This window comes from Stenotrophomonas sp. 22692, assembly GCF_052045015.1.
In the GTDB taxonomy this organism is placed as follows: domain Bacteria; phylum Pseudomonadota; class Gammaproteobacteria; order Xanthomonadales; family Xanthomonadaceae; genus Stenotrophomonas; species Stenotrophomonas geniculata.
In genome coordinates, this window is sequence record NZ_JBQEMR010000001.1 from 333,767 (window position 1) to 353,028 (window position 19,262).

Below are 19,262 nucleotides of genomic sequence, written 5' to 3' on the forward strand. Positions count from 1 at the left end.
CAACAGGCCAGCGCCGGGCCAGGGGGCCGGCTGGCCGGAGAGAGAGCCCATGAATCATTCCACCGTGCTGCCGCTGGCAGTGCTGCCGGTCGCGCTTGGCCTGCTGTTGGCCAGTGGCCATGTTGGCGCCCAGGCTGTTTCGTCCCCTCCCGCACCACTGAGCCAGGCCGAACTCTCAAGCCTGGTGCAGCAGCAGGCGCTGCAGATCCAGCAGTTGGAGGCGCGCCTGCGTGCCGTGGAAGGCGGGCGCGGCACTTCCGGCGCGGCGGTCGCAACGCAGGCTCCCGCGCTGGACACCCGCATTGCCGCACTGGAATCCAGCCAGGCCAAGGCGCCCAAGGTCACCTGGTCCAAGGGCGCACCGGAATTCAGCAGTGCCGATGGCAGCGTGGTGTTCCGTCCGCGCGGACGCCTGTTCGTCGACGCATCCAGCACCGATGGGTCCTCAGTGAGTGACCGCAACATCTCCGGTACCGAGATCCGCTCGGTGCGGTTGGGCGCCGAAGGCCGCTACGGCATCCTCGGCTGGGCGGTGGAAGGTGACTTCGCCGACAACGCGGTGGCGTGGAAGTCGGTCTACACCACCGTGGACCACCGCCTGTTCGGGCTGCCGGCCGACCTGACCGTGGGCAACCGCCTCAACGACCGGGGTATCGACGGCTCCAGCAGCACGTCCAACACGCCGTTCCAGGACCGCAACGTGGTCGGCACGCTGATGCTGCCGCAGCGCGGCCTGTTCGGTGTCGGCCTGACCGAGCGCGTGTACGGCAAGGACTGGCATGCCAGCCTGTCGGTGGCCGGCAACGATCTCAACAACACCGGCACCGACAACGACAGCCAGACCTGGGCCACGCGCGTGCATTGGAACCCGGTGGCCAACGAAGCGGTCACGGTGCACCTGGGGGCCTGGGCCTTCCATGAGGAGATCGCCGCAGGGGCCAGCGGCGTCGTCCGCAGTTCGGCCATCGCCGGGCACTTCAACGACCTGGTCAAGATCGCGCCGGGCACACTGCTGGGCGCCGAGCGCAGCACGGCCCATGGCGCGGAACTGGCAGGCTTCTTCGGGCCGGCCTGGGCGACCGGCGAATGGGGTACGCGCAACCTGCGCGGGGCCGACGCCAGCGGGCGCTACGATCTGGACCACCAGGCCTGGGCGATTTCGGCTGGCTGGTTCCTGGCCGGTGCAAGGCCGGCCTATTCGGGCAAGGCCGGCACCTGGGGCCGGGTCAAGGTGGCCGATCCTGTCACCCGCGGCGGCGCCGGGGCATGGGAACTGAAGGGGCGCTACGAGGATGTGGACTATGCCGAGCTGCCCAGTGGCGGTACCGGCCACGCGTGGACGCTGGGTGCGAACTGGTATCTCAACGACTTCAGCCGCGTGATGTTCGAGGCGATCCGTTGGCAGACCCGCAACCGCAGCGGCACCGGCCAGGGCAGGGATGAAGGCACCACCTTCAATACCCGCCTGCAGGTGGCATTCTAGAAGCGCATGCCGCTCGCGCGCCGATCAGAGCAGCAGCAACGCTCCGATCAACGCCGGCGGCATCACCAGCGCGCCGACGCGCAGGAAGTCGAGCGCGCTGACATGCTCGCCCTCGCGGCGCAGCGCCACCAGCCACAGCATCGTCGCCAGCGAACCGGTGACCGACAGGTTGGGTCCCAGATCCACACCGACCAGCAATGCGGCACGGGTCTGCGCCGGCAGGTCGGCCATCTGCCCCAGCGAACCGGCGGCCAGGCCGACCGGCAGATTGTTGGCTACGTTGCTCAGCAGCGCAGCCGCGCCACCGGCCAGCCAGCTGGCCTGGCGGGGAGATGCCTGCGCCAGGGCCTGCAGGGCGCTGGCCGCGGTCTGGATGACACCGGTCTGCGCCACCGCTTCCACCAGCACGAACAGTCCCGCCACCAGCGGCAGCACGCCCCAGGACACGTGGCGAAGCAGTGGCAGCGGGCTGCGCCGCTGACGGATCGCCACCACCGCCACACTCAGCGTGCCCGCGCAGAACGTGGTCAGGCCCAATGGCCCGTTCAAGGCGGACGTGACCAGCAACACGGTGCCGGTGAACAGCACGCCCAGTGCGCTCAGCCGGCCGCCGTCGGTCAACGGGCGATGCGCCGGCGCGGCCACCAGCGGCTGGGCGATCTCGCGCCGGTGCACCCAGCGCAGGACCAGGTAGGTGGCACCGATCGCCGCCGCCGACGGCAGCGCGAACTGCGCCAGCCACTGCAGCAGCGGCGGCATGTGCTGGCCGTACACCACCAGGTTGGCCGGATTGGAAATGGGCAGCACGAAGCTGGCCGCATTGGCGATGAATGCACAGACGAACAGGTAGGGCAGGGGATTGGCGCGCGCTGCCTTGCAGGCGGCGTAGACCGCCGGGGTCAGCACCACGGCCGTTGCATCGTTGGACAGGAACACCGTCACCAGCGTGCCGACCAGGAACACCAGGTCGAACAGGCGTCGCCCGGATCCGCCCGCATGCCGGACCGCGTACAACGCCACCCAATCGAACAGGCCTTCGCGCCGCGCCAGTTCGGCCAGCATCATCATGCCGACCAGGAAAAGGTAGACGTCGCGGCCTTCGGCCACCGCGCTCCATGCGGTGTGCAGCGACACCGCGCCCAGCAACGGCAAGAGGGCGGCAGCGCACAACGCCCACACATATTCGGGGATGCGGAAAGGACGGAACAGCAGGCCGATGGTGGCAACGGCGACCGCTGCCCAGATCACGAGGGGGGCTTGGGGGGCGAGCATGGAGTGGGGCTTCAGCGGCACCGGCAGCGACCCCGGCGCAGGGGGTCCTGGCGCGCGCGATCAGCGGATGGGCGGCCGCTGCAATCATCGCAGGTTCCGGGTCGCCGCATCATACCGTGCGGCGCGGCATGGCGACCGCTGCAGTCGACCGCGCTGCAGGTGGGCCGGAGCGGCGCCCAGCCCACCTTCAGCACTCAAGCGCGGCATGACTTCAGGCACTGCAGTTTGACTACACATGTAGTCAAACTGCACACACGCTCATTGGACGAGATTGCGATGCCAAGATCCTGCTGGTTGTCCTGCGCCCTGGCCCTGGTGTTCGGCATCGCCGGGCCCACCCAAGCGGCGACGCGTGCCGAAGCCCTTGCCGCGATCGAGCGCAACGCGCGCGCCGCGCATTCCGATGCGGTCCTGGTGGTGCACGACCGGGAAACGCTGCTTGAGCTGAAGCCCGCCGCGGGGCAGGAATCGGTTCACCTGATGTCGGCCACCAAGTCGGTCGTCGCGCTGGCCATTGCGTTGCTGCTGGACGAAGGAAAGCTGGCTTCGATCGATACGCCGGTCAGCCAGATCTATCCCGAATGGAAGCAGGGCAGGAAGAGCGCCATTACCGTGCGCATGCTGCTGGACCATACCTCGGGCCTGCAGAACGTGGCGAACGCGGGCGAAGAGCTGGAAGGGGCCCCGGACCTGGTCAGGCTGGCACTGGCCGCCGAGCTGAGCGATGCCCCGGGTACCGTGTTCTCCTACAACAACAAGGCCACCAACCTGCTGCCCGGTATTGTCGAGCGCCTGGCAGGCGAGCCGCTGGATGCCTATGTTGACGCGCGCCTGTTCAAGCCCCTGGGCATTGCCCACTACACCTGGATGAAGGATGAGGCAGGCACCCCGCTGGGCATGGCCGGGCTGTCCCTGCGCGCGGCCGATCTTGCCGCCATCGGGCAACTGTTGCTGGAAGGAGGCGTGGCGCCGGATGGCAAACGTCTCCTGAGTGAGCAGTCGGTCGCGTTGATGACGACCGAAAGCGCCCGTGCGCCAGATGTCGGGCTGCTGTGGTGGCGGGTACCGGCCTGGGAACGCTACCAGCTCAAGCCCCGGCTACAGGATCTGCTGGTGCAAAGGAGGGTGGACGACGACGTGCAGCGCGCACTGCAGGCCAGTGCAGGGCGTGCATTCGAAAGCCGCAGCGCGCTGGTGGCCTTCCTTGCCGATCAGTTGGGCGCGGACTGGTCGCAGCGTTACGGCAGCCAGATCTCCGGGCGAGGGCTGAAGCTTGCCGATCTCTACGACATCACACGTGGGCCGGTCGTCGGCTTCGCCGCCAACGGCTACCTGGGCCAATACATGATGATCATCCCGGAACAGCGTGTCGTCGCAGTGCGCCTGATCCACCGGCGCGAGAGCCACAGCGCTCCACAGGACGACTATCCCTCCTTCTTCACCGATGTCCTGCAGTTGGCGCGGACACTGCAATAGGCCCTGTCGTCATCATGTCCACGCGCGCTGAACATCTTCCTGGAGCGTTCTTCACTGTCGTGCCGCCTAAAGTGGGATGACATCTTGGCCGCACACCTACTGAAGCATGTTTGATTATCAGGACTGGACCTTCCACGCCAATGGCCGAACGGTAGTGGCGCGGGTAGCGCTGGACGGTGAAGGTGGCGGCACCATCAACCGCTACCAGCTGGTGCCGGGACCGGCACAGTCGGGGTTGTGCATCAAGGTCGCCTCCCAGGACGAGGCCGCGCAGAAACTGGAGGCCGAAGTGACGAAGCTGCTGGGACCGGTGTGGTAGCCACTGCGCCATGCCGGCCGGGCATCCGCATGCTGACGGCGGAATGACCGGCCCGGGCAACGGGCATCGCGCCGGATGCCCGTTGCATGAGGACGCCTACTTGGGCATCAGCACGGTGTCGACCACGTGGATGACGCCGTTGGACTGGCTGACATCTGCAACGCTGATGCCTGCCTTGCCACCCTCTGCATCGATCACCCAGAGCTTGCCATCGTGGAGCGCCACGGTGAGAGGCTCACCCTGTACGGTCTTCAGGGTGGCCTTGCCGCCGTGCTTGCGGGCATCGGCCAGAAGCTGGGCCGAACTGTAGCTGCCCGGGACGACGTGGTAGGTCAGGATCCGGGTCAACCGTGCCTTGTTTTCCGGCTTCACCAGCGTATCGACAGTGCCTGCAGGCAGTTTTTCGAAGGCCGCATTGGTGGGCGCGAAAACAGTGAAGGGCCCGGTGCCGTTGAGGGTGTCGACCAGGCCGGCTGCTTTGACCGCTGCAACGAGCGTGGTGTGATCCTTGGAATTGACGGCGTTCTCGACGATGGTCCTGGTGGGGTACATTTCTGCCCCGCCCACGATGACGGTGTTGGCGGCGAAAACTGAGGAGCCGGACGAAACGAGTACGGCGAAGCCGACTGCGGCGGCGATGCGCTGAAGAGCGTTCACGGTGCGTTCCTTTCTGGATGACCCGCAAGCGCGGGCATCTTTCCTACGGCGGGCGAGCGTGACCGGATGCAGCAACGGCCGAGTCAGCAGCTGTTTCGTGCGCTGCCGGTTTTGCTGCGCTGCATGGTGACAACGGCGAACCTCGGTGATTACTCTCCGCTGCAACGCGATGGTAGCGCTACCAGTCGGACGGGGATCCAGGGTCCGGGAGGCTGCCTTCTTTGCCGCGTGTTTGTCCTGGCAGGCTTGAAAAGCAAGTGTAAGTCGCGGCGTGCCCGAGCACCCGTGCTGTTCGGTTTGGAATGCGGGCCACGCCCGTGCGTGCCCCTGGGAGGGGGCGGTACATCCATTCGATCGTATGTCAGAGGGGACTTTCATGAGCACCTGCAGTTTCCGTGGCACCCCGGGCCCGAGGTCCGGTTCATGAGCCGCGCGTTGGCGAAGTTCCGGTCCCGGGCCATGTTCACCTTCGTGGGTGGTGCCCTGGTCATCAATCCCGCCTTTGCGCAGGACGCCGCACCGGCGACCGGGCCGCAGCCGCAGAGCCAGTCGCAACCCACCCAGCTTGATGCAGTGCAGGTCACGGGCATACGCAACAGCCTGAGCCAGGCCATGGACATCAAGCGCGACTCGGCGGGCGTGGTCGACGCGATCAGTGCCGAGGACATCGGCAAGTTCCCCGATACCAATCTTGCCGAGTCGTTGCAGCGCATCACCGGCATCTCCATCGAGCGCCGTGACGGCGAGGGCGCGCAGGTGACCGCGCGTGGCTTCGGTCCGCAGTTCAACATGGTCACGCTCAACGGTCGGCAGATGCCGGGCGCGGACGCGTTCGGTGCCTCCGGACAGGTGGCCATCGGCGGTGTCGACGGCGGCACCCGCGCCTTCAATTTCGCGCAACTGGCCGCCGAGGCCATCAATGGCATCGAGGTCTACAAGACCAGCCAGGCACAGGTGCCCAGCGGTGGCATCGGTGCGACGATCAACATCCTGACCTCGCGTCCGCTCGATCACGCCGGCATCGTGGCCAGCGCCGGGGCGAAGCTGGTGTCCGACCAGAGCCAGCCGTTCGACAATGACCTGACACCGGAGCTGTCGGGCATCTTCAGTTACAGCAATCCGGAAAAGACCTTTGGCGTCAGCCTCAGCGCGAGCCAGCAGAAGCGCAAGGGTGGCTCGGTGCAGGCCACGGAGAACTACTGGAACGTGCAGCCGTGGACAGGGTCGATGCCGGGCAACCCGACCGTGGTCAATGCTCCGGCCGTCGGCCAGCTTTACGCGCGGCCCAATGACCTGCGCTACGCGTTCTCCGAATTCGAGCGCGAACGCGTCAACGGCCAGGCCGTGCTGCAGTTCGCGCCGACGGACAGCCTGACCCTGACCGTGGATTACACCTACTCGACCAACGAGATCACCGAGAATCGCGGCGAGCAGGGCATGTGGTTGCAGAACAGCAACTACACCAACGTCGAGTTCGACACCAGTGGCGCCGTCGCGACGCCGGTATACATCCGCGAAATCGCCGGCACCAAGGATTTCGGCCTGGAACAGCAGCGCAGCATGCAGGAGTACAAGCTGGGTTCGCTGGGCTTCAACGCCGTCTGGAATGTCAGCGACCGCTTCAAGCTCAGCTTCGATGCGCACAACTCGAAGAACGAGAGCCGCCCGAATGATCCGCTGACCGGCGGTGGTTCGATCTTCATGAGCATCGCCGGCACCAACAACTGTACCCGTGGCCCGCATTGCGGTGGCTCCTGGGTGCAGGAGCTGAACTTCAACAATGGCCTGCCGGTTGGCACCCAGGTCTGGTATCCCAGCACCGCCGATGCGGTCGCCGGGACCAATGGCGTGGTCAATCCGGGCTTCCAGGAAGGCGAGGTTGGCACGCAGGTGCTGCGCGTCAACGCGCAGACCCAGATCAGCGAGATCAAGCAGGCGCGCGTCGATGGCGAATGGAACTTCGACCACGGCCGCTTCCAGTTCGGCGTGGACACCAACAAGTCCACCACCCACCGCATCCAGGCCGCCGAGGCCTACTCCACCCTGGGCGACTGGGGCGTGGCCAACGTGGACCGGGATACCGCCGCGGGCCTGATGGACCTGCTTCAACCGGTCAGCATCGTCGGCTTGTTCGACGACTACAGTGCAAACAGCTGGCCGGCCTGGCGCGGCAATGCCGGGCAGCTCGCGCAATGGGCGTCGCGCGAGTACGGCGTTGGCCTGGGTGTGAACCCGCAACGCGCGGCCGACAATTTCGTGGAAGAGAAGACCAAGGCGGCGTACTTCCAGGTAGAGCTGGACGGGGAACTGGGGGGCATGCGCACCAACACGCGCCTGGGCGTGCGCTATGAAACCACCGACGTGATGTCGACCTCGGTCATTGCCGTTCCCGAGTCCATCGAGTGGCAGGCCAACAACGATTTCCGCATCGTGCTGTCCGATGAGCAGCAGCCCTTCACGGAAAAGGCGCGGTACAGCTACATCCTGCCCAACCTTGATTTCAGCATCGACCTCACCGAGGAACTGAAGGGCCGTGTGTCGTTCGGCAAAAGCATCGCCCGCGCGCCGTACGGCAATCTCTATGCAGGACCCGGGGCCCAGCAACCGTTCGGCTCGGTGCTGATCGATCCCTCGTCGCGCGCCAGCGGCAATTCCCAGAACCCGAGCCTGAAGCCGCTGGAATCGGACAACCTCGACCTGGGGTTGGAGTGGTACTTCGCCGATGCCAGCTATGTGTCATTGACCTACTGGAACAAGTCGGTCAGCAACTTCATCGGCAACACCGTCGTCCAGGAAAGCCTGTACGGCCTCACCGACCCGACCTCCGGGCCGGATGCGCGGGCGGCGTTGGACTTCCTGACCAGCGGCGCCTGCGTCGCCCAGGTCGGGCCGGCCAACGCAGCCGCCTGCTCGGCCAACGACACCTCGCTGTTCACCGCACTGGCGTTGCTGCGCAACAATCCTGCCGGCCTGGGCGCCTACAACGGAACCGATGCGCAGGTCCTGGCCACCGAAGCGGCCTACGATCTGTATGGGCAGGCCAACGATCCGCTGTACCAGTTCAACGTCAATCGCCCGATCAACCAGAACAAGTCCAAGCTGCACGGCTGGGAGCTGGGCGGGCAGTACTTCTTCGGTGACACCGGGTTCGGCGTACTGGCCAACTACACGGTGGTGAAAGGTGATGTCGGCTACAACAACGGCGGCGATCCGGGTATCGACCAGTTCTCGCTCACCGGCCTGAGCGACACCGCCAACGCCATGCTGATGTACGAGAAGTACGGGTGGTCGGTGCGACTGGCATGGAACTGGCGCGATCAGTACCTGATCCTGGCCAACCAGGGCTCCAGCCGCAATCCGTACTATGTGGAGCCGTACGAGCAGTGGGATCTCAGCGTCAACTACGCGCTCGATGACCACTGGTCCTTCAGCCTGGAGGCGATCAACCTGACCGGTGAGGATGTGCGGTGGCGCTCGCGCACGTCGCAGATGATTGTCAAGCTGGCAGACCAGAGCCCGCGCTACATGCTGGGCGTCCGCTACAAGTTCTGAGCCTGGTTGCCGATGCGTCCGGCACGGCACCGCTGCCCGCCAGCGGTGCCGTGCCGGGACGGTGTCGCCGCACCTGTCGCGCCTGCGCTACCCTGCTGTCCAGCCACCCCGCGCTGGACTGGATATCCTGATGGCCCGCTATGAAATGCTCAACAACATCGCGCATCGGGACCTGAAGGTCGCCACCGGCTTCGGGCCGCAGTTCGGCGATGCGGTGGGCATGGTGCCGGCCTATCCCAGCGAGTTCGCTGAACTGCAGCGTGAGTATCCGATCTTCCTGCGAAGGGAAACCGGGACGGAAGCGTGGCAGTCCGTGGCCCTGCTGGGTTTCGAACAACACGAGAACCTGTTCCTGCAGGACGGGCGCTGGAATGCCTCCTACCTGCCTGGCGCGGCCGCCAAAGGGCCGTTCCTGATCGGGTTCCAGGAGCACTACGTGGATGGCGTGCTCACCCAGGATGCGGTGATGCACGTGGACCTGGACCATCCGCGCGTCACCGCCGGCGCCGGTGAGCCGGTGTTCCTGCCGCAGGGCGGCAACACGCCCTACCTGGACCACATCGCCGGCGTGCTGCGCGGCATCCACGAGGGGAGTGCCTTCGCGGCCAATATGTTCACGATGCTTGACGACTGCGGGCTCATCCAGCCGGTGACGCTTGATGTGCAGCTCGCGCCGCATCACCGCGTGGGCGTGAGCGGATTGCACGGCATTGACCGCGAGCGCCTGGCGGCGCTGGACAGTTCACGCCTGGCTGCGTTGAACCGCGCCGGTTACCTGGAAGGTGCGTACCTGATGCTTGCCTCGCTGCATAACATGCGCCGCCTGATCGCCGAGAAGCAGCGCCGTCTCCGCGTCCAGGACGGCACCACGCAGGCGGTCAGGAACTGACCGGTGCACGCCAGCCTGCCGATGCGGATCCTGGAAGGCATCGATCCTGCCGCGTTGCCATTGGCTGACCTGGTGGACGCCGGTGAGCCGGTCGTACTGCGCGGCATCGCCAGCGGTTGGCCACTGGTCCAGGCCGGACTGGGCGGCGTGCACGACGCGATGGTGTACCTGTGCAGCGTCGATGCGGGTGCGCCCATCCAGTACTCGTTCGGCGGCCCCGAGATCGCAGGCCGCCCGTTCTACAGCGCGGACTTCACCCGGCTGAACTTCGAAGTGCGGCGTGGCCTGCTGGCCCAGGTGCTGGAAGAGATCGCCACGACGCTGCATGCGCCGCGGCCGCCAACCTATTACGTGGCCTCGCTGCCGATCGAGCGGGCCCTGCTGCCGGCATTCGCGCAGGCCAACGACGCCGGGCTGGCGAAGCAGGGCATCGACGCCACCGCCAGCATCTGGATCGGCAACCGGGTGACGGCCTCGTGCCATTTCGACACACCCGACAACCTCGCCTGCTGCGCGGTGGGGCAGCGCGAGTTCACGCTGTTCCCGCCCGCCCAGATCGACAACCTCTATCCGGGTCCGCTCGATCCCACGCCGGGTGGACAGGTGGTCAGCGTGGTGGACTTCGAACACCCCGACTTCGGTCGGCATCCACGCTTCCGCGACGCGCTGGCGCATGCACGCAGGGCGGTACTTGGGCCGGGCGATGCGATCTTCATTCCCAGCATGTGGTGGCACCATGTACGCAGCCTGGAACCGTTCAACGTGCTGGTGAACTACTGGTGGCGAAGCTCGCCGGCCTGGCTGGGGGCGCCTCTGGCGGCGCTACAGCACGCGATGTGGTCCGTGCGCGACCTGCCAGCGCGTGAGAAGCAGGCCTGGGAAGGGCTCTTCCGATACTACGTATTCGGCCCCGGCGAGCGCGCCGGGCAGCACCTGCCTGACACGGCGCGCGGGGATCTGGCACCGTTCGACGAGCAGCGCGCCCGCCGCATGCGCGCGATGCTGCTGGGCAGGCTCAACCGTTGAGAGAGGGCACCGTGTTGGATACCGAGAGCACGCCTGCAGGGCGCATCCGTAAAGTGGTCATTGCCGGTGGCGGTACAGCGGGATGGCTGGCCGGCTGCGCGCTGGCGCATCAGTTCCGCGACCAACTGCAGATCACGCTGGTCGAGTCCGAGCAGATCGGCACGGTCGGCGTCGGTGAGTCCACCGTGCCGCCGATCCGCACCTTCCATCGCTTCCTGCAGATCGACGAGCAGGAGTTCCTGCGCGCGGTGGCCGGTACCTTCAAGCTGTCGATCTCGTTCGAGAACTGGCGGCTGCCCGGGGATCGCTTCTTCCATCCGTTCGGCACCATCGGCCATGGCACCTGGGCGGCTCCCTTCCATCACTTCTGGCTGGACAGCCTGCGCCGCGGCATGCCCTCGGACCTGGGCGACTTCTGCCTGGAGAGCATCGCCTCGCGTGGCGACCGCTTCTCGCTGCAAACCCAGCCGCAGGCCAGCTATGCATATCATTTCGATGCCAGCCTGTATGCGCGGTTCCTGCGCCACAGGGCCGAGGCCCACGGCCTGCGCCGGATCGAAGGCAGGATCGCCCTGGTCAGGCAGCACGCACACGACGGCTCGGTGCAGGCGCTGGTGCTGGACGACGGCCAGGTGATCGAGGGCGATCTGTTCATCGACTGCACAGGGTTCCGTGGCCTGCTGATCGAGCAGGCGCTGGGCACCGGCTACGAGGACTGGCACGAATGGCTTCCGTGCGATCGGGCCGTGGCGGTGCAGACCGAAGCGGTGGCGCCGCCGGTTCCCTATACCCGCGCGATCGCCCACGAAGCGGGGTGGCGCTGGCACATCGCGCTGCAGCACCGCGTTGGCTGCGGGCTGGTGTATGACAGCCGCCACCTGTCCGATGACGAGGCCGCAGCGAAGCTGCTGCGCGATGCCGGGGCCCCACCTTTGCGCGATCCATGGAAGGTGCCGTTCCGCAGCGGGCGCCGGCTGAAGGCCTGGAACGGGAACGTGGTGTCGCTCGGGCTGGCCAGCGGTTTCATCGAGCCACTGGAGTCGACCAGCATCCATCTGACGATCAGCGCGGTGGTGCGCCTGATCCAGTTGTTCCCGTTCGACGGCATCCGTGCGTCGCTGGTGAAGCTGTACAACGATGTCAGCCGCCAGGAAATGGAGCACGTGCGCGACTTCATCATCCTGCACTATCACGCAACGCAGCGCACCGAACCGATGTGGAAGGCGTGTCGCGAAATGCGCGTGCCCGAATCGCTGCAGCAGCGGCTGCAGGCGTGGCGCGAGCGCGCACACGCCTGGCAGGACCCCGGCGAGCTGTTCCGCGTGGAATCGTGGACCAGCGTGCTGCTCGGGCAGGGCATCGCGCCCGGTCCTGCCCACCCGCTGGCGCGGGCAGTGAGCGACGCCGATCTGCGCACCCTGTTGAAGGGCATCCAGCAGCCGGTGCAGCAGGCCGCCGCGCAGATGCCGACGCAGGCGGAGTTCATCGCGCAGTACTGCAGGTCCGGCGTTGACGTGTGGCGTTCGACGGCAGCAAACGCGTAGCAGGGTTTTGCGTTGCAGCACGCTTTTTCCGCTGCAGCTGGTTACAGTGCGGCAACACCGGTGGCGATGACGCGAGCGGTGGCAAGGAGGGGCTGAACATCACGCCCCTTTTTTGAGTCCACGGAATGTTAGCGCTACCTTTTTTGAATGGAGGCGGTTTCGATGGGTCTGGTTGCAGGAATCGATGCAGGGACGCAGAGCCTGAAGGTGCTGGTCTATGACCCGCGGAAGCAGGCGGTTGTGGCCTCGGCCAGCGCGCCGCTCGCGCTGGACAGCGGCACCGACGGCAGCCGTGAACAGGCGCCTGCCGACTGGGTGTCGGCCCTGCGCGACTGCTTTGCCCGGATCGATCCCTCGCTGCGCGCTCGCATCGTCGCGCTGGCGGTATCGGGCCAGCAGCATGGGTTCGTGCCGGTTGATGATGCTGGTGAAGTACTGGCGCCGGCCAAGCTGTGGTGCGACACCAGCACCTCGGCCGAGTGCATCCAGATCATGGACGCCGTGGGCGGGTTGCAACGGACCATCGCGTTGGCGGGCAACCCGATCCTGGCCGGTTACACAGCGTCCAAGCTGCCCTGGACCCGGGTCCACCGTACCGACGCCTACGCGCGGATGGCGACCATCCTGCTGCCACACGACTATCTGAACTTCGTGCTGACGGGGCAGCGGTTCTGCGAGCTTGGCGATGCGTCTGGAACCGGTTGGCTGGACGTGCGCACACGCACCTGGTCGCAGCAGCTGCTGCGCGCAACCGACCCTGATCGTGATCTTGCCGCCTGCCTGCCGCCCATCGCATCACCCGATGCGCTGTTCGATATCGCGCCTGCTGCGGCAGCCGCGCTGGGGCTGCCGACGGCGGTGAAGGTGGCCGTTGGCGGCGGCGACAACATGATGGCGGCGATCGGCACCGGCTGCGTCACCGAAGGACGCCTGGCGATGAGCCTGGGAACGTCTGGAACGCTGTTCGCCTATTCCAGCGCGCCGGTGATCGACGCGGACGGCGCCTGGGCCGCGTTCTGCTCGTCCACGGGAGGATGGCTGCCGCTGATCTGCACCATGAACTGCACCGTGGCGACCGAACAGGTGGCCCGTGCCTTCGGCTTCAGCACTCGCGACGGCGATGCGCACCTGCGCGCGACGCCACCGGGAGCAGGCGGGCTGGTGATGCTGCCCTTCCTCAATGGCGAGCGTACGCCGGACCTGCCGCTCGGCAAGGGTGTGCTGGCCGGCCTGGACACCGCCAACTTCACTCCGGCGCACCTCTACCGCGCCGCCATGGAGGGCGCGACCTACAGCCTGAGGTACGGCTACGACGCCTTCGTCCGCGCGGGCATGCAGTTTGATCGCATCGTACTCACCGGCGGTGGCAGCAACAGCGCTGCCTGGCGTCAACTGGTGGCCGATGTGTTCGGCCTGCCCGTGGAGGTCCCGGTGCAGGCCGAAGGCGCGGCGTTTGGAGCGGCGCTACAGGCGCTGTGGTCGCTCGCCCGATCGCAGGGCAACGCCACTTCGATCAGCGACATCACCGCACGGCACGTCACCGTCGATCCCACGCTCTCCGCGCGCCCGGATCCGGACCGCAGCGATGCCTATGCACGGGCCTACGCACGCTTCCTCAGTCATCTTGATGCCATCACGCCGCTGCAGCGCGGCTGATGGCTCCTCCACGACACCCCGTACAACGACAGGAGCACGCACCATGAGCACGCAGCCCTTCATCGGCGCCAAGGAATACTTCCCCGGCATCGGCCGCATTCCGTTCGAGGGCAAGGGCTCGGACAATCCGCTTGCCTTCAAGGTCTACGATGCCAACCGGGTCATCGGCGGCAAGACCATGCAGGAGCATCTGCGCTTCGCCGTGTGTTACTGGCACACCTTCTGCAATGCCGGGCACGATCCGTTCGGCCCGGGCACCCGGCAATTCCCGTGGGAGGCATCGTCACCGCTGGCCACGGCCGAGGCAAAGGTGGACGCAGCGTTCGAGTTCTTCACGAAGCTGGGCGTGCCGTACTGGTGCTTCCACGACATCGACCTGGCGCCGGATGCCGATGACATCGGCCAGTACCAGAAGAACCTCGCGCACATGGTGGGCCTGGCCAAGGCGCGCCAGGAGGCCACCGGCGTCAAGCTGCTGTGGGGCACGGCCAACCTGTTCTCGCACCCGCGCTACATGAACGGCGCATCGACCAATCCCGACTTCGCGGTAGTCGCGCGTGCAGCCGTGCAGGTCAAGGCTGCACTGGAAGCGACGGTCGAGCTGGGCGGCGAGCATTACGTGTTCTGGGGCGGACGCGAGGGCTATGCGTCGCTGGCCAATACCCAGATGAAGCGCGAGATCGAGCACTTCGCACGCTTCCTGACCATGGCCCGCGACTACGGCCGCAGCATTGGCCTGAAGGGCAACTTCCTGATCGAGCCCAAGCCGATGGAGCCGATGAAGCACCAATACGACTTCGACAGTGCCACGGTGGTGGGTTTCCTGAAGGAGCATGGGCTGGACAAGGACTTCAAGCTCAACATCGAGGCCAACCACGCCACGTTGTCCGGGCACACCTTCGAGCACGATCTGCAGGTCGCGTCCGATCACGGCCTGCTGGGCAGCATCGACGCCAACCGCGGCAACGCGCAGAACGGCTGGGACACCGACCAGTTCCCCAGCGATCTGTACGACACCGTCGGCGCGATGCTGGTCGTGCTGCGCCAGGGTGGGCTGGAGGGCGGGTTGAACTTCGATGCGAAGGTGCGCCGCGAGTCGACCGACCTGGAGGATCTGTTCATTGCCCACATTGGCGGCATGGACGCGTTCGCACGCGGCCTGGAGGTTGCCCATGCACTGCTGACCGAGTCGCCCTGGGAGCAATGGCGCAAGGAGCGCTACGCAAGTTTCGACAGCGGTGCCGGCCAGGATTTCGAGCGTGGCACGCTCAGCCTGCCGGACCTGGCGGCACTGGCCTCCCGGCTCGGCGAACCGCGCCAGGCCAGCGGCAAGCAGGAGCGTTACGAAAACCTGCTCAACCAATACCTGCTGCGCTGAGCGCGGCAGGCGAAGGGCGCAACGGTGCACTCAAGGGGACGGGGATGAACCAGGCAGCAGGCAGCGGTGAAAACACACGACTGATCGTACTGATCAGCGTGGTAGCGACGATTGGCGGTTTTCTGTTCGGCTTCGACAGCGGTGTGATCAATGGCACCCAGGATGGCCTGCACCAGGCGTTCCGGTCCGGCGAATGGATGCAGGGCTTCGAGATCGCGTCGATGCTGCTGGGCTGTGCGGTGGGCGCATTCAGTGCTGGACGGCTGGCCGACCGTCTGGGCCGTCGCAACGTGCTGATCCTTTCGGCAGTGATGTTCCTGCTGTCGGCGCTCGGTGCCGGGGCGGCGGTCTCGTCGGGCTGGTTCATTGCGGCGCGGGTGGTGGGCGGATTCGCGGTAGGCGCGGCCAGTGTGATCTCGCCGGCCTACATTGCCGAGGTCGCTCCGGCCCGCTATCGCGGCCGCCTGGCTACGGTGCAGCAGATCGCCATCATCACCGGGCTCACCGCTGCCTTCCTGTCCAACTACCTGCTGGCGGCTGCAGCGGGCGCGTCGACCGAACCGCTGTGGGGTGGGCAGGCCGCCTGGCGCTGGATGTTCTGGATGCAGGCCGCGCCATCGCTGCTGTTCCTGCTGCTGTTGCTGACCATTCCTGAGAGCCCGCGCTACCTGGTGGTGAAGCGGCGCAAGGACGATGCACTGCGGGTGCTGACCCGGCTGCTGGGCAGCGACAAGGCTCGCGCCACGCTCGAGGAGATCGATGCCTCGTTGTCCAACGACCATCATCGCCCTCGACTGTCCGACCTGAAGAGCCGGGCGACCGGGCGGATCCGCCCGATTGTCTGGGTCGGCGTCGGGCTGGCCTGCTTCCAGCAGCTGGTCGGCATCAACGTGGTGTTCTATTACGGCGCCGTGCTGTGGCAGGCGGTCGGCTTTTCCGAAAACGACGCGCTGCTGATCAACGTGCTGTCCGGCGCGCTGAGCATCGGTGCCTGCGTGGTCACGGTACTGCTGATTGACCGGATCGGCCGCAAGCCCCTGCTGTGGTTCGGCTCGGCAGGGATGTCGCTGTCGCTTGCACTGGTGGTGGTGGCCTTTGCCAGCGGTTCGCTGGCGGACGGGCACCTGCAGCTGCCCGGTCGCATGGGCACGCTGGCGCTGGTGGCGGCCAATGCCTACGTCGTGTTCTTCAATCTGTCCTGGGGGCCGGTGATGTGGGTGATGCTGGGCGAGATGTTCCCGAACCAGATCCGCGGTTCGGCACTGGCGGTCGCTGGCGCAGCGCAATGGACCTCCAACTTCGTGGTTACGGTGACGTTCCCGATGCTGCTGGCCGCGGCAGGGCTGGCAGCCACCTACGGCATCTACCTGGTGGCTGCCGTGATCTCGGTGATCTTCGTCGTCCGGCATGTGCACGAGACCAAGGGCAAGGAACTGGAGCAGATGGAAGGATGAGCGCCATGACATCGCAGGCCTTGGTAATCCGCAGCGGTGCGTTGGTCGCCGCACTGATGCTGGGATTGCTCGGCTGCCGCGGCCAGGACCGGGCTGCCGCCGCCGCAGCTACCGACAATGATCCCTGGCCGAAGGTCGCCTGGCCGCTGGCTGCGGATCCGGCACTGGAGAAGCGCATCACCGACCTGATGGCCGGCATGACGGTGGAGGAAAAGGTCGGCCAGCTGGTGCAGGGCGACATCGCCAGCGTCACCCCCGACGACGTGCGCCGCTACCGCCTCGGCTCGATCCTGGCCGGAGGCAACTCCGATCCCGGCGGCCGCTATGACGCCTCGCCGGCCGAATGGCTGGCGCTGGCCGACGCGTTCTACGACGCCTCCATGGATACGTCCAAAGGCGGCAAGCCCATCCCTCTGCTGTTCGGCATCGATGCCGTGCACGGGCAGAGCAACATCATGGGTGCCACGTTGTTCCCGCACAACATCGGGCTGGGCGCCACGCGCAATCCGGAGCTGCTGCGGCAGATCGGTGGCATCACCGCGCTGGAGACCCGCGTCACCGGCATGGAGTGGACGTTCGCGCCGACCGTTGCGGTACCCCAGGATGATCGCTGGGGCCGAACCTACGAGGGCTACTCGGAATCGCCCGAGGTGGTGGCCAGCTACGCGGGCGCCATGGTGGAGGGATTGCAGGGCAGGGTGGGAACACCGGAGTTCCTCGATGGCCGCCATGTAATCGCGTCGGTGAAGCACTTCCTGGGCGATGGGGGCACCACTGACGGCAAGGACCAGGGCGACACCCGTATCAGCGAGTCAGATCTGGTGCGCATCCACGCGGCCGGATACCCGCCGGCAATCGCCGCCGGCGCGCAGACCGCAATGGCGTCGTTCAACAGCGTCAACGGTGAAAAGATGCATGGGCACCGGCATTACCTCACCGATGTGCTCAAGGGCCGCATGAACTTCGGTGGCTTCGTGGTGGGTGACTGGAATGGTCATGGACAGGTCAAGGGCTGCACCACCACAGACTGCCCGGCCACCATCATCGCGGGCCTGGACATGGCGATGGCTTCGGACAGCTGGAAGGGCTTCTACGAGACGACGCTGGCTGCGGTCAAGGACGGCCGGATCACGACGCAGCGGCTGGACGATGCAGTGCGCCGGATCCTGCGGGTCAAGTTCCGCCTTGGGCTGTTCGAGGCCGGCAGGCCATCCACGCGGGCCGTCGGCGGGCAGTTCGCACTGATCGGCGCGCCGGCACATCGCGCGGTCGCCCGGCAGGCCGTGCGCGAATCGCTGGTCCTGTTGAAAAACCAGGACCACGTCCTGCCGCTGTCTCCGAAGCAGCGGATCCTCGTGGCCGGCGACGGTGCCAACGATGTCGGCAAGCAGGCGGGCGGCTGGACGCTCAACTGGCAGGGCACCGGCACCACCCGCAAGGACTTCCCCAATGCGGACACGATCTATGAGGGCATCGCGCGCCAGGCCAGCGCGGCGGGTGGTGAAGCCTTGCTTGCCGTTGACGGTCGCTATGCAGTGAAGCCCGATGTGGCGGTGGTGGTGTTTGGCGAAGACCCCTATGCCGAGTTCCAGGGAGACCGGCCGACGCTGGCGTACAAGCCCGGCAACGAAACGGACCTGGCGCTGCTCAAGCGGCTCAAGGCCGAAGGCATACCGGTTGTTGCGGTTTTCCTGAGCGGGCGGCCGCTCTGGGTGAACCGGGAAATCAATGCCGCCGATGCCTTCGTGGCTGCATGGCTGCCGGGCTCGGAAGGCGCCGGCATTGCCGATGTACTGCTGCGCGGAAGCGATGGCCGCGTGCAGCACGATTTCAAGGGCAAGCTCAGTTTCAGCTGGCCGCGCACCGCCACCCAGTACGCCAACAACGTTGGCCAGAAGGACTACGATCCGTTGTTTGCGTTCGGCTTCGGCCTGACCTACGCCGACAACGGCGACCTGGCCGCGCTGCCGGAGGCATCGGGCGTGACTGGCAACGAGGGCGCGACCGGCGTCTACTTCGCGCGTGGTGACGCAGGCCCTGGCATGGCGCTGCGACTCGAGGATGCCGCTGGCCAGGGCCTGACCGTGACCCGCGTACCGGACGCATTGCCAGATGACCGGCTGAAGATCACCGGCGTGGATCATCTGGCGCAGGAGGATGGGCGACGCCTGGCCTGGTCGGGCAAGGGCGAGGCCGTCGCTGCACTGCAGTCGCACACGGCGGTGGACCTGCAGCGCGAATCCAACGGCGACCTGATGCTGCTGACCACGCTGCGGGTCGACGCTGCGCCGCAGGGTGAGGTGTGGCTGTCGGTCGGTTGCGGCGCGGGCTGCTCGGCACGCATCGCCATCGGGTCGTCGCTGGCGGCGCTTCCACAAGGCCAGTGGAAGCGTGTTGGCGTGCCACTGAAGTGCCTGGCCAAGGCGGGCGCCAAGCTGGACGCGATCGACCGACCGTGGTCGGTGGTGACGGGCGATGCGATGACGATCTCCGTGTCACGCGTCGCGCTGGGTGCGCTGAACGAAGCCGAGGTCACCCTAGGATGCGGAGCATGAT

General features: G+C 66.5%; 13 protein-coding genes. 11 read left to right on the plus strand and 2 right to left on the minus strand.

What is annotated here, in order from left to right; all coding sequences use genetic code 11:
* The first annotated feature begins 49 nt into the window (after positions 1-49).
* A complete protein-coding gene (locus ACTJJM_RS01460; protein ID WP_440865077.1) occupies positions 50-1,483 on the plus strand; it encodes an OprO/OprP family phosphate-selective porin in 1,434 nt (477 codons plus the stop codon).
* A 24-nt stretch (positions 1,484-1,507) separates the two neighbouring features.
* Here ACTJJM_RS01460 and ACTJJM_RS01465 read toward each other — a convergent pair whose 3' ends face one another.
* Complete coding sequence (locus ACTJJM_RS01465) at positions 1,508-2,755, minus strand: arsenic transporter (RefSeq protein ID WP_440865078.1); 1,248 nt, start codon at positions 2,753-2,755, stop codon at positions 1,508-1,510.
* A gap of 294 nt (positions 2,756-3,049) precedes the next feature.
* Between ACTJJM_RS01465 and ACTJJM_RS01470 the strand changes: the two genes are divergently transcribed.
* A complete protein-coding gene (locus tag ACTJJM_RS01470; RefSeq protein ID WP_440865079.1) occupies positions 3,050-4,231 on the plus strand; it encodes a serine hydrolase domain-containing protein in 1,182 nt (393 codons plus the stop codon).
* Positions 4,232-4,337: 106 nt separating this feature from the next.
* Positions 4,338-4,550 (plus strand): hypothetical protein, encoded by a 213-nt coding sequence (locus tag ACTJJM_RS01475; protein WP_010485683.1) that lies wholly within the window; start codon positions 4,338-4,340, stop codon positions 4,548-4,550.
* A 96-nt stretch (positions 4,551-4,646) separates the two neighbouring features.
* On the opposite strand, the gene ACTJJM_RS01480 is transcribed toward ACTJJM_RS01475, so the two are convergent.
* Complete coding sequence (locus ACTJJM_RS01480; protein WP_043395883.1) at positions 4,647-5,207, minus strand: fasciclin domain-containing protein; 561 nt, start codon at positions 5,205-5,207, stop codon at positions 4,647-4,649.
* 423 nt (positions 5,208-5,630) lie between these two features.
* On the opposite strand from ACTJJM_RS01480, the gene ACTJJM_RS01485 reads away from it, so the two are divergent.
* The 8 genes from ACTJJM_RS01485 (at position 5,631) to ACTJJM_RS01520 (ending at position 19,261) form a co-directional block, all read left to right on the plus strand.
* Positions 5,631-8,759 carry a TonB-dependent receptor gene (locus tag ACTJJM_RS01485; RefSeq protein WP_440865080.1) on the plus strand — a complete coding sequence of 1,043 codons (3,129 nt, stop codon included), beginning with the start codon at positions 5,631-5,633 and terminating at the stop codon, positions 8,757-8,759.
* 130 nt (positions 8,760-8,889) lie between these two features.
* Positions 8,890-9,648 (plus strand): SapC family protein, encoded by a 759-nt coding sequence (locus ACTJJM_RS01490; RefSeq protein WP_043395877.1) that lies wholly within the window; start codon positions 8,890-8,892, stop codon positions 9,646-9,648.
* Between the two features lie 3 nt (positions 9,649-9,651).
* Positions 9,652-10,674 (plus strand): cupin-like domain-containing protein, encoded by a 1,023-nt coding sequence (locus tag ACTJJM_RS01495; RefSeq protein WP_109814146.1) that lies wholly within the window; start codon positions 9,652-9,654, stop codon positions 10,672-10,674.
* Positions 10,675-10,685: 11 nt separating this feature from the next.
* Positions 10,686-12,218: a tryptophan halogenase family protein gene (locus ACTJJM_RS01500; RefSeq protein WP_272773489.1), complete on the plus strand. Its 1,533-nt coding sequence runs from the start codon at positions 10,686-10,688 to the stop codon at positions 12,216-12,218.
* Between the two features lie 162 nt (positions 12,219-12,380).
* Positions 12,381-13,874: a xylulokinase gene (gene xylB / locus ACTJJM_RS01505; RefSeq protein ID WP_440865081.1), complete on the plus strand. Its 1,494-nt coding sequence runs from the start codon at positions 12,381-12,383 to the stop codon at positions 13,872-13,874.
* Positions 13,875-13,917: 43 nt separating this feature from the next.
* Positions 13,918-15,252, plus strand: a complete 1,335-nt coding sequence (gene xylA, locus ACTJJM_RS01510; RefSeq protein WP_440865082.1) for a xylose isomerase — start codon at positions 13,918-13,920, stop codon at positions 15,250-15,252.
* 44 nt (positions 15,253-15,296) lie between these two features.
* Positions 15,297-16,706, plus strand: coding sequence for a sugar porter family MFS transporter (locus ACTJJM_RS01515; RefSeq protein ID WP_010485699.1), 1,410 nt, complete (start codon positions 15,297-15,299; stop codon positions 16,704-16,706).
* Positions 16,703-19,261, plus strand: coding sequence for a glycoside hydrolase family 3 protein (locus tag ACTJJM_RS01520; RefSeq protein ID WP_241883311.1), 2,559 nt, complete (start codon positions 16,703-16,705; stop codon positions 19,259-19,261). The genes ACTJJM_RS01515 and ACTJJM_RS01520 overlap by 4 nt, the downstream gene beginning before the upstream one ends.
* The last annotated feature ends 1 nt before the right edge of the window (position 19,262 follow it).